The sequence below is a fragment of the Lignipirellula cremea genome (assembly GCF_056501455.1).
In genome coordinates, this window is record NZ_CM151415.1 from 1347188 (window position 1) to 1363442 (window position 16255).

9 protein-coding genes are annotated in these 16255 nt (G+C 65.8%); 3 read left to right on the forward strand and 6 right to left on the reverse strand.

Translation table 11 applies throughout. The features are described from left to right. The first annotated feature begins 210 nt into the window (after positions 1 to 210). On the forward strand, positions 211 to 2040 hold the full coding sequence (locus SH602x_RS05275; RefSeq protein WP_479475795.1) for an SLC13 family permease: 1830 nt from the start codon (positions 211 to 213) through the stop codon (positions 2038 to 2040). A gap of 37 nt (positions 2041 to 2077) precedes the next feature. On the opposite strand, the gene SH602x_RS05280 is transcribed toward SH602x_RS05275, so the two are convergent. The 6 genes from SH602x_RS05280 to SH602x_RS05305 form a co-directional block, all read right to left on the reverse strand. Next, a complete protein-coding gene (locus tag SH602x_RS05280; protein ID WP_479475796.1) occupies positions 2078 to 3262 on the reverse strand; it encodes a zinc-binding metallopeptidase family protein in 1185 nt (394 codons plus the stop codon). A 118-nt stretch (positions 3263 to 3380) separates the two neighbouring features. Next, positions 3381 to 4535: a VWA domain-containing protein gene (locus SH602x_RS05285; RefSeq protein ID WP_479475797.1), complete on the reverse strand. Its 1155-nt coding sequence runs from the start codon at positions 4533 to 4535 to the stop codon at positions 3381 to 3383. Further along, positions 4532 to 6859, reverse strand: coding sequence for a DUF5682 family protein (locus tag SH602x_RS05290; RefSeq protein WP_479475798.1), 2328 nt, complete (start codon positions 6857 to 6859; stop codon positions 4532 to 4534). Before SH602x_RS05290 ends, SH602x_RS05285 begins: the two co-directional genes overlap by 4 nt. A gap of 34 nt (positions 6860 to 6893) precedes the next feature. Next, the gene (locus SH602x_RS05295; protein WP_479475799.1) at positions 6894 to 8054 is read right to left on the reverse strand and encodes an ATP-binding protein; all 1161 of its coding nucleotides are present in this window, start codon (positions 8052 to 8054) and stop codon (positions 6894 to 6896) included. 43 nt (positions 8055 to 8097) lie between these two features. After that, a complete protein-coding gene (locus tag SH602x_RS05300) occupies positions 8098 to 9690 on the reverse strand; it encodes a DUF5691 domain-containing protein (RefSeq protein ID WP_479475800.1) in 1593 nt (530 codons plus the stop codon). After that, positions 9690 to 11000, reverse strand: coding sequence for an SWIM zinc finger family protein (locus tag SH602x_RS05305; RefSeq protein WP_479475801.1), 1311 nt, complete (start codon positions 10998 to 11000; stop codon positions 9690 to 9692). The genes SH602x_RS05300 and SH602x_RS05305 overlap by 1 nt, the downstream gene beginning before the upstream one ends. Positions 11001 to 11307: 307 nt before the next feature. Between SH602x_RS05305 and SH602x_RS05310 the strand changes: the two genes are divergently transcribed. Beyond that, positions 11308 to 14658 carry a DUF7133 domain-containing protein gene (locus SH602x_RS05310; protein ID WP_479475802.1) on the forward strand — a complete coding sequence of 1117 codons (3351 nt, stop codon included), beginning with the start codon at positions 11308 to 11310 and terminating at the stop codon, positions 14656 to 14658. A 38-nt stretch (positions 14659 to 14696) separates the two neighbouring features. Next, on the forward strand, positions 14697 to 16253 hold the full coding sequence (locus tag SH602x_RS05315; protein WP_479475803.1) for a phytoene desaturase family protein: 1557 nt from the start codon (positions 14697 to 14699) through the stop codon (positions 16251 to 16253). The last annotated feature ends 2 nt before the right edge of the window (positions 16254 to 16255 follow it).

The window sequence follows — 16255 nt, forward strand, 5'->3', positions numbered from 1 at the left end:
GTCGCGAGGCATGATACGCCTCGATCACGGGCCGTCGCGACAGGTCGCGAAAAATAGTCGGCGTCGTCGTTGGGACGCTTCGGTCCGGCGGCTGACGGTCCGCCACTCGCTCCGTCGCGATCGTCGGCGGATGGCATGGCGACGTCGTCGCGAGTAGGCTGTACTCCCCTCGATCGAGGGGAAGAATCTCTGCTCGTCGGATGCCGCGGAATGAATGCCGAGCTCGGGATCGTACTGGCCTGCCTCGGCGCCGCGGTGGTGATGTTCGCGGTCAATCGCCCGCGAATGGACGTCGTCGCGATCCTGGCGCTCGTCGCGTTGCCGCTCACCGGCATCGTCACGATGGGCGAGACGCTCCAGGGCTTCGCCGATCCGAACGTCGTGCTGATCGCCGCGCTATTCGTCGTCGGCGACGGCTTGGTCCGGACCGGAGTCGCGCGAAAGCTCGGCGACTGGCTGATCTCCACGGCTGGTTCCAGCGAGGTCCGCCTGACGGCGCTCCTGATGGTCGTCGTCTGCGGGCTGGGCGCGATCATGAGTTCGACCGCCGTGACGGCGATTTTTATCCCGGTCGCGCTGAGAATTTCCCAGACCTCGGGCGTCGCGCCGGGGCGACTGATGATGCCGCTCAGCTTCGCGGCGCTCATCAGCGGCATGATGACGCTCGTCGCCACGGCGCCGAATCTGGTCGTCAACGCCGAACTGACGCGACACGGAATCGAAGGCTTCGGCTTCTTCAGCTTCACGCCGTTCGGCGTTCCGGTGCTTATCGCCGGCATCTTGTACATGCTCTACGCCCGTCGCTTCCTCGGGCCGGGCAAAAACCCTGCCGCGGGAGACAAGGACGATCGAACTCGCCTGAAGGACTGGGTCGCGGAGTACGACCTGAGCCGTCGGGAACGACGCTTTCGCATCGGCGGCGGATCGACGCTCCTCGGGAAACCGCTGAAGGAACTGGACGACGCGCTGGGGCAGGATGCCGCCGTGATCGCCGTCGAGCGTGCGCCCTCGATCGCGCTGTCGACTCCCGCGCCTAGCATGACGCTCCGCGAGGGCGACGTCGTCTATCTGGACGCCGATTCGGGAGACTTCGATTTCGAAACCGTCAAGTCGCGGTACGGCCTGAGCAGCCTGCCGCTCGCAGGGGTTCACGTCGCCGATCGGTTTCAGGAGATCGGGATGGCGGAAGCCATCCTTCCCGCGAATTCCGCGCTGGTGGGCAAGACGATTCGCGAGTTGCGGTTCCGCGGACGCTACGGACTGACCGCGATCGGTTTGCGCCGGGGGAGGCATCCGTCCGAGTCCGGAGTAGTCGACGAACCGTTGCAGGTCGGCGACACGTTGCTGCTTGCCGGTCCCTGGAAGTCGATCCGCGAACTGGGGTCTTCGTCGCGCAATCTGGCGCTGCTCGATCTGCCGGCCGAATCCGAAGACGTTTTGCCGGCGCCCGGAAAGGCGCTCTTCGCCGTCGTCTGTCTGGCGATCGTGATCGTCCTGATGGTCACCGGTCTCGTTCCCAACGTGCAGGCCGCGCTCATCGGGTGCCTGCTGATGGGAGCGACCGGCTGCATCGACATCGCGAGCGCCTATCGTTCGATCGACTGGAAGACGATCGTGCTGATCGTCGGCATGCTACCCTTTTCGCTCGCGCTGCAGCGGACAGGCGGCGACGAACTGGCGGCGGAAGCCCTGACGGCGGTCACCGGCGGAATGGGCGACTACGGAACGCTCGGCTGCCTGTTCATCGTCACCGCGGCGCTCGGCCTGTTCATCTCGAACACGGCGACGGCGGTGCTCATGGCGCCCGTAGCGATCGCCGTCTCGACGGAGCTCGACGCATCGCCCTACCCGTTCGTGATGATCGTCGCCCTGGCGGCGTCGACCGCGTTCATGACGCCCGTGTCGTCTCCGGTGAACACGCTCGTCGTCGGGCCAGGCAACTACAAATTCGTCGACTTCCTGAAAGTGGGCGTCCCGTTCGCCTTCATCGTGCTGCTGATCTGCGTGCCGCTCGTCGCGTGGTTGCTTCCGCTGAAGTAAGGCGGCGGTCTGGCTCGCTCATCCCGTCGCATCGGCTTCAGGCGAAGAGCGATGTCCCGCCGCGAGCTTCCCTCGCGACGATCTGGATGAAGTGCATCTTGCGCAGCACGGGTCGGGACATGACGAACGGATAGAAGTCGTGCTGGCCCATGCTCCGGGCAAGTTCGTTCAGCACGGTCGTCAACTGCACCCAGGAATTGATCAGCAGGACGACGCGCGCCGCATCCGGCGCATCGGGGTCGTACAGGTCGTCGACGGTGAACGGCTCGATCGTCTTCTCGACGTCCTCGCCCTTCAAGCCGAACCGCAGAGCCGTGTCGAGACTGTCCACGACGTGCAGATAGTGGGCCCAGGTTTCCGCCCAGTCCTCCCACGGATGGACCGAGGCGTAGGCGCTGATGTGCTGGTCCGCCCAATTCGCCGGCGGCCCTTGATCGTAGTTACGCTTCAACGCCTCGGCATAGTCCTCGCGCTCGTCGCCGAACAGCTCGCGGAACTTCTCCAGCCACGGCGTCTCGGCGATCAGCCGATTCCAGTAGTAGTGCCCGATCTCGTGGCGGAAATGTCCCAGCAGCGTGCGGTAGGGCTCGTGCAGCTCGTGGCGCGTTCGTTCGCGAATCGAGTCGTCCGCCTCCTCGACGTTCAGCGTGATCAGGCCGTCGGCGTGTCCGGTGAGAACGCGCGGGCCCTCTTCGGGCGACCGCAGAAAATCGAACATCACGCCGTGCTTCGCGTCCTCGGTCTCTTTCGCCGCGATGGGCAAGTCCATGCTGAGGAGTTGCGAAACGAGTCGCCGTTTCGCGTTCTCGATCTTCCGCCACCAGAGACGGTTATCGGGATCGGAAAGATCGGGAATCGTGCGGTTCAGACGGCACGATCGACAGAGCGTCTCTTCTTCGTCCGCCTCGGTCAGCCAGTTGCAGCCCGCCGGCGATTCGAAATTCTCGCATCGCTTCCAGATCGTTTCAGCATCTGCCTCGTCATCGCCCTTGCCGTCGAGATCGACGGTCCACGTTCCAGGTTCGGCGCCCGCCGTCAGCGCACGAACCTGCTGATCATGCGGCACGAACCCCAGCGGCGCCTGGCATCCCAGGCAGACGCTGTTGTAAAAGTAGACGGGCCGCCCGCAGCGACAGTTGCAGGCGCTTTTGTGGCCCGAAGTCTCGTCCGACTTCCATGCCTCGACCAGGCGACGGGTGACGAGCTCGAAGATATTCAACATGGGGTCGATGGACTCGCGATGGACGCCTTCGCCGGACACCTGAGGGCGACTAGACGGTAACTGTTGCCTCGCGTCGCGAGTATCCGGCATTCCGCGTTTCGAGCGCTCCCGGCCATCGCTATCGTACGACGATGTCTCGCTTCGCGGCCCATTCGGCGAGATCGCGCTTACCGATGGCCGCGGCCATCATCTCCGGAAAGAGATCGGGCGTGCAGGCGAAGGCGGGGGCGCCAAGCGCGGTCATGTTGCGAGCGAGGCCCTCGTCGAAGCAGGGGGTCCCTTCGTCCGAAAGAGCGAGCAGGCAGACGAACGTCACCCCGGAAGCGGTCAGCCGAGCCGTTCGCTTCAAAAGCTCCTGTTCGACGCCGCCTTCGATCAGGTCGGAAATCAACACGAAGATCGTCTGCGACGGGCGCGAAATCAGGCTGCTGCAGTAGCCGACGGCGCGGTTGATGTCCGTGCCGCCGCCGAGCTGCGTTCCAAAGAGGACGTCGACCGGATCGTCGAGCTTCTCGGTCAGGTCGACGACTTCGGTATCGAAGACGACGAGCTTCGTCGTCACGGCCCGCATCGACGCGAGCGCGGCGCCGAAGACGCTGGAATAGACGACCGACGACGCCATCGAGCCGCTCTGGTCGATACAAAGTACGACGTCACGAAGCGACGACCGGCGACGACCGTAACCGACGAGCCGCTCGGGAACGATCGTCCGGCGGTCGGGCAGGTACGTCGAGAGATTGCGGCGGATCGTGCGGTTCCAGTCGATCTCCGCCGCTTTCGGACGCGACGTCCGCGTGGCACGCGACAACGCACCCTTGACCGCCTGCTGCATCGGATTGGCGAGTCGCCGTTCCAGGTCTTCCACGACCTTGGCGACGACCTTGCGTGCGGTCGCCTTGGTCTTCGCCGGGATAACGTCCTTGAGCGAAAGAATGGTCGCCGCCAGGCGGACGTCGGGCTCGATCGTCTCGAGCGTCTCCGGCTCGAAGAGCATCGCCTGTAGATTCAGGCGGTCGAGCGCGTCCTTCTGCAGGAGTTGCACGACGCTCTTCGGAAAGTACGTCCGGATGTCGCCGAGCCACCGATTGACTTTGGGGCAGGACTTGCCGAGCCCTGCCGAACGCTCCGAGTCGTAGAGCGCGGAGAGAACGCGGTCCATGTCCGCGTCGATCCCGAACAGGGGGGAGGAAATGCCCTCGCCGTCTTCGCCTTCCGCGGCGCTCCCCAGAACGAGCCGCCATCGCTTGCGACGATCCTCTTCGGTAAGGCTCATCGACGAACTCCTTCTAAATCGGCGAGATCGACGCCGAGCAACGCGGCCAGGGTGGGCAGAACTCGGTCGGCGCGGGCGGCGTCGATCGAGTCGTCCGCCGACGTGCGAGTCGCGGCCGACGCCTCTCCGCCCGGTTGTCCCAGGCGCTTCGCCTTCTCGCCCATCTGTCGTCGCTCGGAAGGCGAGAAGTCGGCGTAAGCCCTCCGAACGAGCGGCAGCGTCTGCTTGAACGATTCCTCGGACAGGCCGGCGAGCCAACCATCGAACGCCCGCCAAAGCCCGTCCTGATGAAGCAGCGCCAGGCCGCTCCCCCTCAGCAGACCGGTCGCCCAGGCGGCAGCCTCCGCGGGAGCCGACGCCGCCGCGAGATTCAGCCGCGAGAGTCGTACGAGTTCCTCTTCGGAGAGCTTTCCCGCGTCGAGCAGGCGCCGCGTGCACCAGCCGCGCAGCAGCGGATGGACGGCGTCGCCGGCGAGCGACGCCAGGCGTTCATGCCACGACTCCAGCAGGTCCTCGCGCGAAAGCGTCTGAAGGGCTTTGTCGGCGGAGTCGAGCGCTTCGATCATTCGCGAAGCGGCCTCGTCGTCGAGCGCCGAACAGGCGGCCGGCAGGCCGACCTCGCCGCGACGAAACATCCCCACCAGGATCGGTTCTACCTGTCGCACGTCGCTGCCGCGCACGTCGCCGTAGCGGATGACGCGAGCGAGCGGCTCGAGTCCGAGAAGAAGATGTCTGGCGTCGGAGGCGACGGCGGCCTGGCGCTGAAGATTCGACAGAAGCGGCTCGATCGCCGAGGCGAGTGACGCCAGGATCGCGGCGTCGAGCAGCGCCGTGAGCTCCGACAGATCCCTGGCCTCCTCCGCACGACGAACGGTTCGCGCCGTCGCCGCCGATTCGATCGTGTTCCCCCAGACGTTCGCCTCGATCAGGGCGACGGAGAACTCCGGCGCCCACGCGACTCGCCAGATTTCGTGAAAGGAGGAGGTGCGGTTGCGATCGTGCTCTCGCCTCCCCCACGCAACGCCGAGAAGGTTCAGCCGATGAAACAGGCGGCTCTTTTCCAGGTCGTTCGCCTTGCGGACGTCGAGATCGATCGAGCGAATCTCCGCCGAAGCTCTGAGTCGCAGCGACTTCTGAAGCCGGGCCAGATCGCGCGCCAGCGGCACCGACGGAGTCTCTTCCGGAACTTCGCCGAGGACGTCGCCGATCTCCAGCTTACGGCGAATGAGCCGCATCCGTACGTCGTCGCCGCCGCAGAAAACGGACAGGCTCGCTTCCGACAACTCCGTCAGTCCGGGCGCTCGCAGATCGCGGAGCGCAGCGAGGGCGTCGGCGAGTCGTACCGATTCGATGACGCTCGCCGAAGAGGCGTCGACGTCCTCTCCGCGAAAGGTGCGGGCAGTCCTAACGAGCCAGCCGACGGTCGGCGAATCGGGATCGCTCCAGAGATGTTCGTACCAGCCGGGCGAATGGACGCCGGCGCCGTAGCCGCTCCGATAGGTCAGCCGCTCGTAGGTCCAGGGAATCCACGTCGCCTGCGTTGAAATCTTGGGAAGTCCCTTCAGTCGCGCGGCGTCCTCGCCGATGCCGCAGCCGGGTCGCTTGCCCGCGATCGCTTCGTCATCGAGCACGGGAGCGTGCCACGCTCCGCACACCACGGCGACGCGTTCCCGCCCCCCCTTCTTCGCGGCGCGAATAGCGCGGCGCATGTGAGCCTCCCGCAGCAGGTCTCGCTCGCTCGTTTCAGGGAACTCTTCGCGCACCGCCCGCATGGCATCGAGCAGCGCCGCGAACAGGTCGCGCGCATCCTGGCGGCGTTCGACCTGCTCCTCCCACCAGAGTTCCCGGTCGCGATACCCCGCCGCTTCGGCCAGCAAGCCGATCGGATCGGTCCGCACGCCTTGCTCCGACGAAGCGTCGGCGACCTCTTCGTCAGGCGATGCCGGACATGATTCGTCGCTTTCCGCCGCCAGTTTCTCGGCCTGCTCGCGCTCCTGCGCGATCGACTGGGCGAAGGCGATTGACTGCGGAAGGTCGATCATTTCGACGGGAACGTCCCGCGCGAGCGCCCAGCGAAGCGCCTGCCACTCGGGCGAGTAGACGGCGAACGGATAGTACGACGCCCGCGACGGCTCGTCCGGCGAGTAGAGCAGCAGCGCTACAGGAGGCGACATCTCCGCATGCGCAGCGAGCGGCAACGCGTCGGCGGCGTCGGCGGGCCCTTCGATCAGAACGACGTCCGGCGCGATCTCTTCCAGCGCCGCGAGAACGCTGCGAGCGCTGCCGGGGCCGTGATGGCGGATACCTAGGACGTGAACGGTCATCGTCGAGATCTCCCTTTCTGACTCGCGGAACCGGTCATTCGGCGTCGCGGGAAGCCCGATAGAGATCCTTCCATTCGTCGCGATCCTTCACGACGGTCTGCAGGTACTCCTGCCAGACGATCCGATCCTGAACCGGATCCTTCACGACGGCGCCGATCAGACCGGACACCAGATCGCCCGCCCCCAGGCGTCCGTCGCCGAAGAAGGCGGACATCGCCATGCCGTTGCAAACGACGGAGATCGCTTCGGCGGTCGAGAGCGTCCCGCTGGGCGACTTGATCTTGGTCTTGCCGTCTTGGGTCACGCCGCTGCGGAGTTCGCGGAAGATCGCCACGACCCGGCGGATCTCCTCCAGCGCCGGATTCTCCGCAGGAAGCTCCAGCGCCCGACCAAGCTGCTCGGAGCGCCGCTGCACGATCGTCACCTCGTCCTCGAACGAATCGGGCACGGGCAGCACGACCGTGTTGAAGCGTCGCAGGAGCGCGCTCGACAGCTCGTTCACTCCTTTGTCGCGATTGTTCGCCGTGGCGATGACGTTGAAGCCTTTCTCGGCCTGAATTTCGCTCGAAAGCTCCGGAATCGGAAGCATCTTCTCGGAGAGGATCGTGATGAGCGTGTCCTGGACCTCGCTGGGGATGCGGGTGAGCTCTTCGATCCGCGCGACCCGACCCGATTCCATGGCGACGATCATCGGGCTCTTCGTCAGCGCGTCGAACGACGGCCCCTCCGCGATGAGCCGGGCGTAGTTCCACCCGTACCGCAGCGACGATTCGTCGGTGCCCGCCGTCCCCTGAATCAGCAGCGTCGACGTGCCGGAGATCGCGGCGGCGAGATGTTCGCTGACCCAGCTCTTCGCGGTGCCCGGCACTCCGTAAAGCAGCAACCCCCGATCGGTAGCGAGCGTGGCGACGGCGATCTCGATCAGCCGGGCCGACCCGACGTACTTCGGCGTGATCTCGGTTCCGTCGGACAACGTTCCGCCGAGCAGGTACGTCTTCACCGCCCAGGGCGAAAGATTCCATCGCGGCGGCCGCTGACGATCGTCGACCCGCGCGAGCGCCTCCAACTCGTGGGCGAACTGCTGTTCCGCGTGCAGTCGAAGCTTCCCGTCGCCGCTCGGATGCGAGGCGCCGCTGGGTTGCATAGCGCCGTTCGGCGAGCCGTCTTCGACCTGCTTCGATGATTTCTTCGCCAACGCAGAACTCCGATACGCAAGAAAGAAAAGATTGAAGGACGCGTCAGCTCAAACGCGGAGCCTCGGCGCGAATCTGCTCGACGAGCCGCCGACGCCGGCTGACGACGTCGACGAACGACTCGACGAGTTGCCCCGTTCGCCGCGCGTGCCAGGTATCCGATTCCGGAAGGTTCCACGCGACGAGCGCCGCCGGAATCTCTTCGAAGGGAAGGACGAACGCGAGCGAATCGAGCAGCGACGCCCAGCGATAGACGCCTTCGGCTTGCGACGTTGCGAGTTCGCGGCGAATGCGCGCGACGAACGCCGGCGCAATCTTCGCGGACGCCGGACCGTCGAGAGCGAACCGCGTATCGGCGAACCACGCGTCGCTGGAGTCGGCGGGGAGTCGCTCGGTCAGGCGGAGCCAGCGGTCGACGTTCGTCTCGTCGACGAGATGCCCGAGTCGCCGGAGCGCGAGCGGGTCGCGGACCGTTCGCTTCTCGCCCGATCCTTGCAGCGCCGAGGCGTAGTCGAAGAGCGCGCTCCACCAGCGACCGTCGCGCCGCGCGTCCGCATCGCTAGCGAGGGACGCCGTCCAACCGCAAGCCACGGCGTCAGCGTCCTCCTCCTCCGCGATGGCGCCGACCAGCGATTCCGGCGTCGCGCCGAACGCCTTCTCCCAATGCGCCAGCGGAACGGCTCGCAGGATCGCGAACGCCAGGTTCCACTTCTCCGATTTCTGTCCGACGCGGTCTTCGCCGCCCGCGTCATGCTTCCAGTCCTCGGGGATCTCTTTAGGGAACTCGACCCGGAGCGAGAGCTTGCGGAGCCAGTTGCGAGAGCCCTGAAGAATCTGACCGGCTCGCTCCGTCAGTTGGGCGACGAGCTGCGAGCTCGGCATCTCGGTCAGCAGCCGCGTCGCAAGCGAGGCGACCTGAACCGAGCGATCCTTGCGCGCTGCTTCGAGAAACGCTTCGTCGTCGGGGTCGGCGTCGCTCCCGAGCGTCTCCAGCAGTCGTCGCCGGTTCTCAGCCTTCTCCGACGCGAAGGCCTCTTCCAGCCAGCGACGGCCTTCGTCGCGATCGATCTTCCGACAGTCGGCGAGCGCGGCGATTCGTTCGTCGATCGTTCCACGGTCGAAGGTCGATCGAACTTCGTCGAGACTCGTCGAATTGCTCGAAGATGCCGACCAGGCGGCTGCGTCTCTGTCGAGCGCCGCGAGCCAGCGTCCGCGATTGCCGAGTGACGGTGCGAGAGCCATGCGCAATTCACGGTCTTCGATCGCGAGAACCGTCGGCAGAAGCTCGGGCGGATTCAGAAGTCCCGCTCGCTCGAGTTCCCGCGCAAATTCGACGATGGCCAGGGGAGCCAGACGCGAGAACCATCCTTCCGCCGCTGCCGCGACGGTCGCCGACGCGAACGGGCGATCCTCTGCCGGAGCCGGCGCGAGCGGCGGAACGTTCCGCGCGGGACGATAGCCGGCGAAGCGATAGATGGCCTCGGCGCCGCAGGCCTCGAGCAGCGCTGCGGCAGAGTCGGCCTCCGCTGACGATGAACGCGAAAGCTCGACCAGACGAACCGCCGGGCGCGCGTCGCGTGCGGCGTCGAAAGGCATGCGGTTCGTGCCCGCCAGAGCGATTTTGACGAGGTCGTCCATCAGACGATTCGGTAGGCGCTGTCGAAAAAGAACCCGAGGAGTCGAAACTCGCGACCGTTCCATTCGCCTACGAGGTCGAACGGCTCGCCGCCGGTCTTGGCCAGAACCCGACGCCGGTCGCCGCGAGCGAGGGGCAGCGCGTCGCCCGCGGCGTCCCTCACGAACCACGCGGCGCCGACGGGAACGAACGTCACGCCGCAAAGCGTCGCGCCGAACGCGTCCGACCAGGGATAGCGCGCGAGATCATCGGCGACCGAATCGAGGAAGCTCCCGATCGAATCGAAGCCGGGCCAGCGTGCCGTGACCGCTTCCAGCGTTCCTTCGCCTGCAGAGAGGAACTTCGCCCGCTGACGCGCGGCGCCGGGATAGAAGATCAGCTCGCCGCGACGCTCCGTTCCCGCCGCGACGATCTCCGCGAAGGGCTGCTGTCCCGCCGCGAATTGAAGCAGCAGCGCCCGACGACCGCTCTCGCGCCCGAACAGCCAGGACCGTTGCGTCCGCACGCGATCGGCGTCCTCGACCGTCTGACCGCCGACGATCCAGGAATCAGCGACACGATCGCCGTCCCGGGCCAGATCCTCCGCCGTCGCGACCAGGCCGACCGTCTGACGAAGCTCCGCCTGCAGACTTGCGTCGAGACGATCCAAACGTCGAAACGCGTCCGTGAAGAGTCGCACCTTCCCCGCTTCCGCGAGAAGTCTCCGCGGCCAGTCTGCAGAGCTACCGGGAATTTCGCCGATCAGCGAAACTCGCGATGCCAGCCCCGGCGCCTGAGCGTCGACGAGTCGCCGCGACTGTTCTCGCCAAGGAGCGGCGCCCTCCGCCTCGATACCTGCGACGCCGCGCCTTACCAGGTCGTCCAGCCAGAGATCGAGTCGATCGAGGCCGTCGGCGATCCGCCGCATCCGATTCGCGGCTCGCTCGGCTTGCGCCGCCTCGTCGACCGGCTTCTTCGGCGCCTCGACTTTGGCGGCCTTCTTTTCCTTGTTCTCCTGTCGACGCGCGAGCCAGTCCGACGCCCAGGCGGGGATCGCGGCGGCGGGAACGGCCTCCTCGGAAGTCGAAGTCAGAAGAAGGATCCCCAGGACGTGCTTGCAGGGAAACTTGCGGCTCGGACAGGAGCAGTGGTAGCCGAGGTCCGCCAGGTCGATCTTCACCTGGTAGACCGCGCTTCCCTTGCACAGCCCCCACATCGCCGCATCGTCGCGACCGAGGTCGGTCCAGTGCTTGGCGGCGGCGAGCGACGCGCCCGCCTTGGCCGAACCGGCGTCGGGCGCCATCTCGCGAATCTGATCGGCCGTCAGTCGCATCGCCCGCGGAACTCCTTCTCCGATCGACGAGAGACGACGCTTCCGCGCCGTCGCGCTCTACTGAGCTTTCGCACACGTTAGCGAAGCCGAGCGCCCGACTCAAGCATTCGAGATGCGAAGCGCTTCGCTGGTGCAACGACAAGCCGCTCAGCCCCACGATGTGCAGGGTTCCGTCGAGCGGACGATCGGGACGCCGTGAACCAGCGGCTTCGAGTCGATTACAGTAGGCTCGTTCGGAAGTTCGTTGAACGAAGTCGATGCCCCGCGATGAGGTCGGTTCCTGATGATTTACCCCTTCGCTCGAATCATGCCCGCTGGGTATTTGACGGCGTTCGCGATGTGCTTCTGCTCGTCGATCCTCTGCGAAACTACGGCGAGGGGAGCGGAAACGTTCGAAGAGCGGCTGATCGCCGAAGGGAATCTCACGCTGGCGACGGAGGCGATGAGCCAGGGCGACCCGCGGCGAGGGGCCGCCATCTTCTATGCCCGCTCGATGGCCTGCTCGACCTGTCATAGCGTCGGCGACCGTCCGGCGGCGATCGGACCCGATCTGGCGAAGCTCGATCCGAAGACGAGCGACGCGGCGATCGTCGAAGCGCTGCTGGAGCCTTCGAAGACGATCGCCGTCGGTTTCGCCAACGTGTCGCTCGTGACCTCCGACGGACGTTCGCTGTCCGGCCTGCTCGTCGAAGAGAATGACGAACGCCTGGTCCTTCGCGACGCCGCTCAGCCCGACAAGCTCGTCACGGTCGCTAAGTCGGACATCGAAGATCGTCGGGCTAGCGACCAGTCGATCATGCCCAGCGGGCAGATCAATCAACTGGCGAACCGCGGGCAATTCCTTGATCTGGTTCGCTACCTGATCGAGCTGCGCGACGGCGGCGCCGAGCGAGCGCGGGAGTTGCAGCCTCCCCCCGACGCATTCGCACAGCAGGTTCCGGACGCCCCGCTTCCCTGGCGGCCCGTGGTCCAGCGCGGCGAAGTCGCCGCCGAGGGCGAGGTGAAGTACCCGCATGCCGTCGCCCTTGGCTTCGTGGGCGGATCGGCGCTGTTCGACGCGAATCGCCTGCGGATGGTCGCGACCTGGACCGACGGGTTCGTGAAGCACACGCCGCAGAACTACTTCGGTCTCTACTGGCAGCGCGAAGGAAGCGCGCCGCGACAGTCAGTCGAGGGCGACCATCCGCTGACGTTCAAACTGTCTCGCGAGTCCGGATGGCAGGCGTTCGAGCCCGCGGCGACCAGCGACCCTACTGTCGGGTCGCGTTTCGACGGATACGAAATCGGACAGTTTGCCGTTCGGCTGCGCTACCGGACGGCGGTCGATCAGCGGCAGATCCAGGTCAGCGAAGACGTCCGCTTCGAGAACCGCCCGGCCTGGAGCGGACTGGGTCGGCAGTTCCGCTTCGTCGGACTTCCGCCCGGCGGGCAGGCGTCGCTCTCGTTTCCTGCCGACGGACCGATCCACTCTTACGACAATCTCGGGAACGAAACGACTTTCTCCGAAGGCGCCGACCGTTCGCCGCTGCTGACGTATCGCCGCGGAGCGGACCTGCATTGCCTGCGCCTCGACACTGACGAGCAGACTTCCTGGGCGATCGAGGACGAGGGCAGTGCTCGCACGATACGGCTAGTTTCTTCGCGCGCCGAGGATGCCGAAACTGCCGTTGTCCTGCGGATCGATGCCTGGGTCTATCAGGGCTCGAACGACCATCCGTCGACGAAGGAACTCGCAGAGCTTGCGGCAAGTCCGCCGGCCTTGAACGACGCATTCGGCGACGCGCCGCCGCGCTCGATCGAAACGCCCCCGGCGCCCCTGCCGACGGAACCTTCAGTCGCGGCGATCGCCAGCCGCCCGGGCGTTCAACCTCAAGAGAACGTCGACCAGTTCCCGCCCGTGCGAGCGAGGTTCCTGCGATTCGTCGTCACGGCGACGAGCGACGAATCGGCTCCCGGCATCGACGAACTGGAGGTCTACGGCAAGGATCCCCGTTTAAATCTGGCTTTAGCTGGCATGGCGAGCGCCTCGTCGGTTATCTCGGGATACCCGATTCATCAGATCTCGCATCTCAACGACGGTCAGCTCGGAAACGAGCATAGTTGGATCAGCGCCGAGAACGGCGGCGGCTGGGCGCAGATCGAGTTTCCGGAACCGGTCGACGTGGAGAAGATCGTCTGGGCTCGCGATCGCACCGGCGTCTGCCGGGATCGGCTTGCCGTCGCCTATCGGATCGAAGTCTCCGACGACGGCGAGCGCTGGACAGCGGTCGGCGACGAATCTGGTCGCGCCGCGCCCGGGAACGCTATCGGGGCCATTCGACGCGACGCCGCGCCTGGTTACGTGATGGAGGAGATTCCCGGACCCTTTCCGACCTGGCGCCCGTCCGACGTCACCTTCGGCGACGACGGCTATATGTACGCCATCGCCATGACGGAAGGCCAGGTCTGGCGAGCTCAAGTTCCTCCGAAGGATCGTCCCGAACAAGTTCGCTGGAGCCGCTACGCCAGCGGCCTCTATCATCCGATCGGTCTGGCGATCGTCGACGGACGAATCTTCGTCGCGCAGAAGCCGGAGATCACCGAGCTGATCGATCGCGACGGGGACGGCACGGTCGATCGTTACCGGACGGTCGCCACCGGCTGGGGCCTCTCGACGGGCTGGCACGAGTACACGTTCGGGCTGGCCGTCGATCGCGACAAGAACCTGTGGTTCGCCCTGAACACGGGCTACTTCTGGACCAACCCGGGCTACGTGAACCCCGGTCGTCTGCGCGGTTCCGTGATGCGCGTCGCCTACGGTTCGGAGAAGCTGGAGCAGATGGCGACCGGGTGCCGGGTGCCGAACGGGATCGCTCGCGGTCCGAACGGCGACATGTTCTTCACCGACAACCAGGGCGACTGGATCCAGGCCTGCAAGCTGGCTCACATCGTGCCGGGACGGTTCTACGGACACCCCGAAACCGCGGAAGACGCCCTGCCGGCGGAGACCTATCCCGACGGTCGCAGCGCGGTCTGGTTGCCCTATAGCCGAAGTCGCAGCGTCTCCGGTCCGGTCGTCGACGATACCGACGGTCGATTCGGTCCTTTCGCCGGTCAGATGTTCGTCGGCGACGTCGGCTACGGCGCGAACGCCGGAATCATGCGGATCGCGCTGGAGCAGGTCGACGGCGAGTATCAGGGCGCCTGCTTCCGCTTCGTCGACGGCCAGCCGCTGGGATGCGAGCGAATGACGTTCGGACCCGACGGTCAGCTCTATATGAGCTCCCTCACCAGCGGCCTGACGCGCATGGCCTTCGAGGGACCGGCGCCGTTCGAGATGCATTCGGTGAACGTTCGCCCCCGCGGCGAAGGCTTCGTCGTGCACCTCACCAGGCCGCTGGCCGAAGGAGCCGATCTCAAGCCCGAGAGCATTCGGGTCAGGCGCTATCGCTACTTGTACACCGGCAACTACGGCTCGCCCGAAGCCGACGAAGCGGCGGTTCCCGTCGCACGAGTGGAAGTCTCCGACGACCGCACTTCGATCACGCTGACGTTCCCGGTGGAGACCGACCCGCTCGGCATGGTTTACGAAATCGACCTCGGCGAGCTCGAAGCGGAGGATGGTCAGCGCCTGCTGCACCACGAGGCGTGGTACACCGTCCACCGCCTGCCCGAGTAGCGATCCGTCCTTCGCGAATCCCGAAATGAGGACGGCACATGAGCGACGCAAGCAGAGTCTACGACGTCATCGTCGTCGGCGGCGGTCACAACGGCCTGGTCGCGGCGTGCTACCTGGCCAAAGCGGGAAGATCCGTCTTGCTGCTGGAGTCGAACGACGAACTCGGCGGCGCCGCGACGAGCGCGAACGCTTTCGCCGACTATGAGGCCAGGCTCTCGCGATACTCGTACCTGGTGTCGCTGCTGCCCGATCAGATCGTGGCCGATCTGGGGCTTCGCTTCCGATCGCTTCCGCGATTCGTCTCGTCCTATACGCCTTACTCCCAGGACGGGCGCGACGACGGGCTGCTGATTTCGAGCGCTTGGGACGAGCGGACGGCCAGCAGTTTTCGAAGACTGACCGGTTCGGATCAGGAGAGTCGAGCCTGGCGCGAGTTCTACGGCGGGATCGCGGAACTGGCGAAGCGACTCGCGCCTTCGCTGCTCCAGCCGTTGCAGCGAGCTTCAAAACTCAAGTCCGATCTGGGATTGCCCGACGTCTGGCGCGATCTGATCGAGGTCCCGATCGGCCAGGTGATTCGCGAGCGATTCGGCGACGACCTCGTCCGCGGCGTGGCAGTCACCGACGCACTCATCGGCACCTTCGTCTCGGCTGACGACCTCCAGGCCAATCGATGCTTTCTCTATCACGTGATCGGTAACGGCGTCGGGCAATGGCGCGTGCCGCAGGGCGGCATGGGAGCGTTGATCGCCGAACTGCTCCGCGTCGCGAAGCAGCATGGCGCGAAGATCGAACGAAGCTCGAAGGTCGTCGCTTTAGAGAGCGGTCCGGCAGGCGTGAAGGTGGAAACGGAGTCCGGCCGTGCTTACGTTGCGCGGGATCTGCTCTTCGCAGCGGCGCCGCATCATCTGGCTCGTTTACGGGGTCGCCCGGTTCCGAAGTCTCTGGAAGGCTCGCAACTGAAGATCAACATGCTCCTGTCGCGATTGCCGCGGCTTAAGTCGGGCGTCGATCCGCGACTCGCGTTCGGCGGGACGTTTCACGTGAATGAACGCTACTCGCAGTTGGAAACCGCCTACGCCTGCGCCTCGGCAGGGAGCGTTCCGCAGCCGTTGCCTCTGGAACTCTACTGCCACACTCTGACCGACCCGACCATCCTGTCGGACGACCTGATCGCAAAGGGTTTCCATACGCTCACGCTGTTCGGGCTCCACACGCCGGCGAAGCTCTTCGACGCGGATCCGCAGCGCGCGATAGCCGTCGCTCGACAGCTCGCGCTGGAGAGCTTGAACGAGTATCTCCTCGATCCGATCGAGTCCGTGCTCGCTCCCTGCCGCGACGGCTCGCCGGCGATCGAGGCGAAGTCGCCCCTCGATCTCGAGGCCGAGCTTTCGATGCCGCGAGGCAACATTTTTCACGCCGACCTGGAGTTCCCTTTCCTCGATCGGGACGACAAGGAAGCCGATCAGCTTCGCTGGGGCAGCGAGACCGACGATCCCCATATCCATCTCGCAGGGGCCGGCGCCCGTCGGGGCGGAGGCGTCAGCGGCATCGCCGGCCACAACGCCGCCATGGCCTTGCTGGCGAGAGGTTGAGG

What these genes read in the sequence shown, in the direction of transcription:
- SH602x_RS05315 (WP_479475803.1), top strand. Translation starts at nt 14,697, where the DNA reads ATGAGCGACGCAAGCAGAGTCTACGACGTCATCGTCGTCGGCGGCGGT.
- SH602x_RS05280 (WP_479475796.1), bottom strand. Translation starts at nt 3,262, where the DNA reads ATGTTGAATATCTTCGAGCTCGTCACCCGTCGCCTGGTCGAGGCATGG.
- SH602x_RS05305 (WP_479475801.1), bottom strand. Translation starts at nt 11,000, where the DNA reads ATGCGACTGACGGCCGATCAGATTCGCGAGATGGCGCCCGACGCCGGT.
- SH602x_RS05300 (WP_479475800.1), bottom strand. Translation starts at nt 9,690, where the DNA reads ATGGACGACCTCGTCAAAATCGCTCTGGCGGGCACGAACCGCATGCCT.
- SH602x_RS05290 (WP_479475798.1), bottom strand. Translation starts at nt 6,859, where the DNA reads ATGACCGTTCACGTCCTAGGTATCCGCCATCACGGCCCCGGCAGCGCT.
- SH602x_RS05275 (WP_479475795.1), top strand. Translation starts at nt 211, where the DNA reads ATGAATGCCGAGCTCGGGATCGTACTGGCCTGCCTCGGCGCCGCGGTG.
- SH602x_RS05285 (WP_479475797.1), bottom strand. Translation starts at nt 4,535, where the DNA reads ATGAGCCTTACCGAAGAGGATCGTCGCAAGCGATGGCGGCTCGTTCTG.
- SH602x_RS05310 (WP_479475802.1), top strand. Translation starts at nt 11,308, where the DNA reads ATGCCCGCTGGGTATTTGACGGCGTTCGCGATGTGCTTCTGCTCGTCG.